Origin of the sequence: Aquitalea palustris, assembly GCF_003693445.1 — a bacterium.
GTDB lineage: Bacteria > Pseudomonadota > Gammaproteobacteria > Burkholderiales > Chromobacteriaceae > Aquitalea > Aquitalea palustris.
In genome coordinates, this window is the sequence record NZ_RFAR01000077.1 from 1 (window position 1) to 4,991 (window position 4,991).

The 4,991-nt window shown below is 62.7% G+C and carries 4 protein-coding genes; 3 read left to right on the plus strand and 1 reads right to left on the minus strand.

Annotated features, from left to right (window positions below; genetic code table 11):
* Window positions 1–178: 178 nt before the first annotated feature.
* On the minus strand, window positions 179–2,104 hold the full coding sequence (locus EAY64_RS16840; protein WP_103525903.1) for a bifunctional sugar phosphate isomerase/epimerase/4-hydroxyphenylpyruvate dioxygenase family protein: 1,926 nt from the start codon (window positions 2,102–2,104) through the stop codon (window positions 179–181).
* A 234-nt stretch (window positions 2,105–2,338) separates the two neighbouring features.
* On the opposite strand from EAY64_RS16840, the gene EAY64_RS16845 reads away from it, so the two are divergent.
* From EAY64_RS16845 to EAY64_RS16855, 3 genes are read left to right on the plus strand one after another with little or no spacing between them, the layout of a single operon-like run.
* Window positions 2,339–3,202 carry a shikimate dehydrogenase gene (locus EAY64_RS16845; RefSeq protein ID WP_103525900.1) on the plus strand — a complete coding sequence of 288 codons (864 nt, stop codon included), beginning with the start codon at window positions 2,339–2,341 and terminating at the stop codon, window positions 3,200–3,202.
* Window positions 3,203–3,246: 44 nt separating this feature from the next.
* On the plus strand, window positions 3,247–4,083 hold the full coding sequence (locus EAY64_RS16850; RefSeq protein WP_103525901.1) for a 4-hydroxyphenylpyruvate dioxygenase family protein: 837 nt from the start codon (window positions 3,247–3,249) through the stop codon (window positions 4,081–4,083).
* A gap of 1 nt (window position 4,084) precedes the next feature.
* Window positions 4,085–4,948, plus strand: a complete 864-nt coding sequence (locus EAY64_RS16855) for a sugar phosphate isomerase/epimerase family protein (RefSeq protein WP_103525902.1) — start codon at window positions 4,085–4,087, stop codon at window positions 4,946–4,948.
* The last annotated feature ends 43 nt before the right edge of the window (window positions 4,949–4,991 follow it).

Consider the following 4,991-nt stretch of genomic DNA (forward strand, 5'->3'; position numbering starts at 1 on the left):
GGCGGGGGGATTGGGAATAGATGGGAAGGCTGCGGAAGCAATCACTTAGTCGAAAGGCCCGGCTTTGCCGGGTCCAGTACAAGCGCACCAAATAACTTTGTCAGCAGCCTGAAAAGGGACACCACAGGGTGTCCCTTTTACTGACTGACAGGCGGCCAATCAGCCCGGCCCGGTGATATCAGTCATACCAGTTGCTGCGCGCACTCTGCCGGGCACGCGACTGCGCCTGGGCGGCCAGGCGCACTGCCACATTGGCAGCGCCGTATTGCTGGTAACCAGACCGCCGTTGCAGCAGTTCAAAGAAGAAGCGATCTTCAAACTGGGCGGTGTACACATGCAGCATTTCACCGCCCTGGGCATCGCGGTCGTACAGGATGTTGGCCGCCGCCAGGCTGGCGACAAACGCATCCGGCAGATCGAAGCGCGCTGCCAGGTCGTCGTAGTAATTGCGTGGAATCTCCAGCAAGGGCACGCCGCTGTCCCGCGCAGCCGCCACGGCGGCAAAGATGTCGTCGGTGGCAAAGGCAATGTGCTGCACGCCGGAGCCACGATAGGTGGAAACCGAGCGGGCAATGGCGGTATTGCGGTTTTCCGAAATATTGAGCGGAATGCGGATGCTGCCATCCGGGCTGTGCAGCACGCGGCTTTTCACCAGTCCGTACGGGTCGGGCAGCACGTGTTCGTTTTCGGCCTGGAAGCCATACACGGCGCGGAAGAACAGCATCCAGGCATCCATGGATTCCGCCGGCAGGCCCAGCGCGAAATGGTCGATGCTGCTGAGCAGGCCCGGCTTGGCCTCGGCCCCCGGCAGCATGTCGAAGTCGGACTGGTAAATGCTGCTGCCGTCCGTACCCGGGTCTACCAGATATTGCAGGCTGCCATCCGGCGCGCGCACAGCCGGGATTTGGCGCTCATTGGGGCCGACACGGCTTTCAAAGGAGCGGGCGCGATACTGCTTGGCACGCTGCAAGGCCTGGGCACTGTCATTCACCCGGAAGGCGGACGCACACAAGGACGGGCCATGCGCCACGAAGAAGGCGTTGGCGAAGGAATCCGGCTCGGAGTTCAGGATCAGGTTGATATCACCCTGGCGGTACAGGTTGACGCTCTTGGACTTGTGCTGGCCGGCGTGGGCAAAACCCAGCTTGCCGAACCAGCGCGCCAGACGGCTGGCGGCGGCCTCGTCCACGGCGAATTCCAGAAACTCCACGCCGCTGTACTGTGGCTGCGCCGCCGGTACAAACAGCTGCGGCAACACGGCAGCGGCTGTCGGCTCGGCACTGGCAGACAGCCGGGCGCGGGTGACTTCTTCCAGATACAGCAGGCCACGGCGGCCATCGGCAGCGGTACCGCCAGTGGGGGCGGCGCGGAAACCGTCGTTGAAGATTTCCAGACTCAGCGGGCCCTGGTAGCCGCTTTGCAGGATGGGCCCCAGGAAAGCCGGCAGGTCAAACTCGCCCTGACCGGGGAAGCAGCGGAAATGGCGGCTCCACTCCAGCACGTCCATATTGAGGATGGGCGCGTCGGCCAGTTGCAGGAATACGATCTTGTCGCCCGGAATCTCCGGCAGGCGCGACAGGTCGTCCTTGATCGACAGCGTGTGGAAGCTGTCCAGAATCACCCCCAGATTGGGGTGGTCCACCGTTTTGACGATGTCCCATACCTGGCGGTAGGAGTTCACATGCTGGCCCCAGGCCAGCGCCTCGTAACCCACCAGCACTTCGTGCTTGGCCGCCAGCTCGGCCAGCTGGTGCAGGTCGTCGGCAAGCACCGCGTTATCGCGAATCACATCCGGCTGCACATTGCTGCACACCAGAATGCGGTCGGTACCCAGCTCGTGCATCAGCTCGAACTTGCGTTCGGCCCGTTCCAGATTGTGTTGCAGCCGGTCGCGGCGGCAGCCTTCGAAGTCGCGGAAGGGCTGGAACAGCATGATCTGCAAACCCAGCTCCTGACACAGGCGGCGTACGTCACGTGGCGAGCCGTCGAAATACAGCAGGTCGTTTTCAAAGATTTCTACGCCCTGAAAGCCGGCAGCGGCAATCGCCTCCAGTTTCTCGGGTAGGGTTCCGCTCAGAGAAACGGTGGCAATACAGTGTTGCATGGTGGTCATCCTCAATGGAGAAACTGGCGCTGGCGGCGCACCGCTCTGGGTCTGAGTCCGCGGCTGGCGATGCTGCCGGTTTACATATTTCGTACCAACAGGTACATTTCAATCTTAGCGTGAAAATTTTCACTGCACCAGAGCGTTTCCCTATTCCCGCCATCCCGCATGCTGCCCGCACAGTGTGCGAGGTGCATGCCGCCAGCCACGGCAATCCAACAAAAAGACCAACACATGCCTGCATCCACATCCACTGCCCGCGCGCTGCTGCTGGGCCTGATCGGCCAAAGCATCCAGGGCTCGCGCTCGCCACAGTTGCACGAAGAAGAAGCCCGCCAGCAGGGCCTGCGCTGCCTGTATCAATTACACGACCTGCCGCTGGATACCAGCACAGGGCAGCTCTCCACCTTGCTGGCCGCCATGCAGGCCGTCGGCTATGCCGGCTGCAACATCACCCATCCGTTCAAGCAGACGGTGCTGGACTGTCTGGACAGCCTGTCCGATGACGCGGCCGCCATCGGCGCGGTAAATACCGTGCAGTTTCGCGAGGGCAAACGCATCGGCCACAACACCGACTGGTGGGGTTTTGCCCAGTCCTTCCAGCAGCAGTGGCCGCAGGCGCGGCTCGAGCACGTGGTACAACTGGGCGCAGGTGGTGCGGGTGCGGCGGTGGCCCATGCCATCCTCACCCTGGGTTGCCAGCAACTGACCCTGCACGATGCCGATCCCGCCCGCGCCAGCGCACTGGCCGCGCGACTGAACCAGCGTTTTGGTGAGCAACGGGTAGTAGTGGCCGACGATGTGGCTAAGGCACTGGCGGCGGCTGACGGCCTTATCCAGGCCACACCCATCGGCATGCAAGGCCACCCCGGCCTGCCGCTGCCGGTGGAATGGCTGCACCCGGCACTGTGGGTGGCCGACGTGATTTATTTCCCGCGCGAAACCGCCCTGCTCAAGGCCGCAAATGCCTTGGGCTGCGCTACCATGAATGGCGGGGGCATGGTGGTGTACCAGGCTGCGGGCGCATTCCGCCTGTTCAGCGGTCTGACACCGGATGCCCAGCGCATGGCCCAGCACTTTGCCCGGCTGACCGACTGAACTGACTCCCCCTGAACCCGCAGCCCTTACCAGACAGGTTCCCCATGTCCGACACCCTTCCCTTTACGCCCCTGCCCAATCCCATGGGTACGGACGGCATCGAGTTCGTCGAATTTGCCACCTCCGATCCGGACGCCCTGGGCCAGCTGCTGCGGGCCATGGGCTTTCGCTGCACCGCCCGGCATCGCTCCAAGCAAGTGTTGCTGTACCGGCAGGGCGACATCAACTTCATCGTCAATGCCGAACCGGACAGCTTTGCCCAGCACTATGCGCAACAGCGTGGCCCTAGCATTTGCGCCATTGCCCTGCGGGTGAAGGATGCCCGTGCCGCCACCCTGCGTGCACGTGAGCTGGGGGCATGGGAAGTGGACATGGGCAGCGGCGTCATGGAACTGCACATTCCGGCGTTTCAGGGTGTGGGTGGTTCGCTGCTTTATCTGGTGGATCGCTACGGCGAGCACTCGATTTACGATGTCGATTTCCTGCCTCTGCCGGCAAAGGAAGAAAACGAGCATGCCAGCCTGGACAGTATCTGGCAGCTGACGCAGAGCGTACCTGGCGAACGCATCAGCGACTGGCAGGACTTCTACCAGCACCTGTTTGGTTTTGTGGCGGGGGAAGAACAGCCCGACCGCAGCGGCGTGCTGTACAGCCCCTGCGGCAAGATCCGCCTGCTGCTACAGGCCACACAGCTGGAAGGCGCGCTCAGTGAGGGCCTGACCGCGGTCACGCTCAGCAGCATCAAGCTGGACCATACCCTCCAACACTTGCAGCAGCAGGGCCTGTCACTGCGGCAGGAGCAGGACGGGCAACAGCTGGTATTCCAGCTGGAACATGCCACTTTGCTGGGCTTCGCCATCCGACAAGCCGAGGGGAACTGAAATGGACGCCAGACGTTTTGCCATCGACACCGCCCCCTTGCAGGGCAGCCTGCAGGACAAATTGCAGGCCATGTCCGCCGCTGGTTTCTCCCAGCTGACGCTGTGGGCGCAAGACCTGATGAGCGAGCCGGAAGGTGGCCTGGCGCAAACCGTACGCACCGTGCGCCACAGCGGCATGAAAGTCATCGGCTTCGAGGCGCTGCGCGACTTCGAAGGCATGAGCGGCCGCTTTCTGGAATACAAGATCGACCTGGCCAAAACCATGATGCGTATGATGCAGCAGGTGGGGGCCGAATTACTGGTGGTATCGGCCACCACCTCGCCCAATGCGGCGGGCGATCTGGAAACCACCGCCGCCCATCTGCGCCTGCTCTCCACACTGGCTACGCCCTTGGGTATCCGTATCGGTTTCGAGCCGCTGGCCTGGGGCCGCTATGTGCACGACTACCATGTGGCCTGGCAGGTGGTGGAAATGGTGAACCGGCAGAACGTAGGCCTGGTACTGGACAGCTTCCACCTGTTTGCCCGTGGCATTCCGCTGGACGATTTGTACCGCATCCCCATGCACAAGCTGTTTCTGGTGCAATTGTCCGACGCCATGAGCGACTACCTGCCACTGCTGGAAGAAATGGTGCACATCTCGCGTCACCAGCGTTCCTTCCCCGGCGAGGGCGTGCACAGCATGGCGCTGGTGGACATGCTGGTACGGCTGGAGATGGCCGGTTATCAGGGCAATTACGCCTTTGAAGTGGCCAATGACGAATTCCTGACGCAAGACGCGCACAGCGTGGCCAGCCGCGCCGCCCGCTCGGTAGACTGGCTGTGCCGCACCGTCAGCCAGCGCCTGCAGGACAGCGGCTGCTAAGCGCGGCTGACAAAACCCCCGCTCCTGCGTTGCGCCTCCTTGC

Bases quoted from the DNA above. Each gene is read 5' to 3' on its own strand.
- EAY64_RS16855 (WP_103525902.1), top strand. From the start codon at position 4,085: ATGGACGCCAGACGTTTTGCCATCGACACCGCCCCCTTGCAGGGCAGC.
- EAY64_RS16850 (WP_103525901.1), top strand. From the start codon at position 3,247: ATGTCCGACACCCTTCCCTTTACGCCCCTGCCCAATCCCATGGGTACG.
- EAY64_RS16840 (WP_103525903.1), bottom strand. From the start codon at position 2,104: ATGCAACACTGTATTGCCACCGTTTCTCTGAGCGGAACCCTACCCGAG.
- EAY64_RS16845 (WP_103525900.1), top strand. From the start codon at position 2,339: ATGCCTGCATCCACATCCACTGCCCGCGCGCTGCTGCTGGGCCTGATC.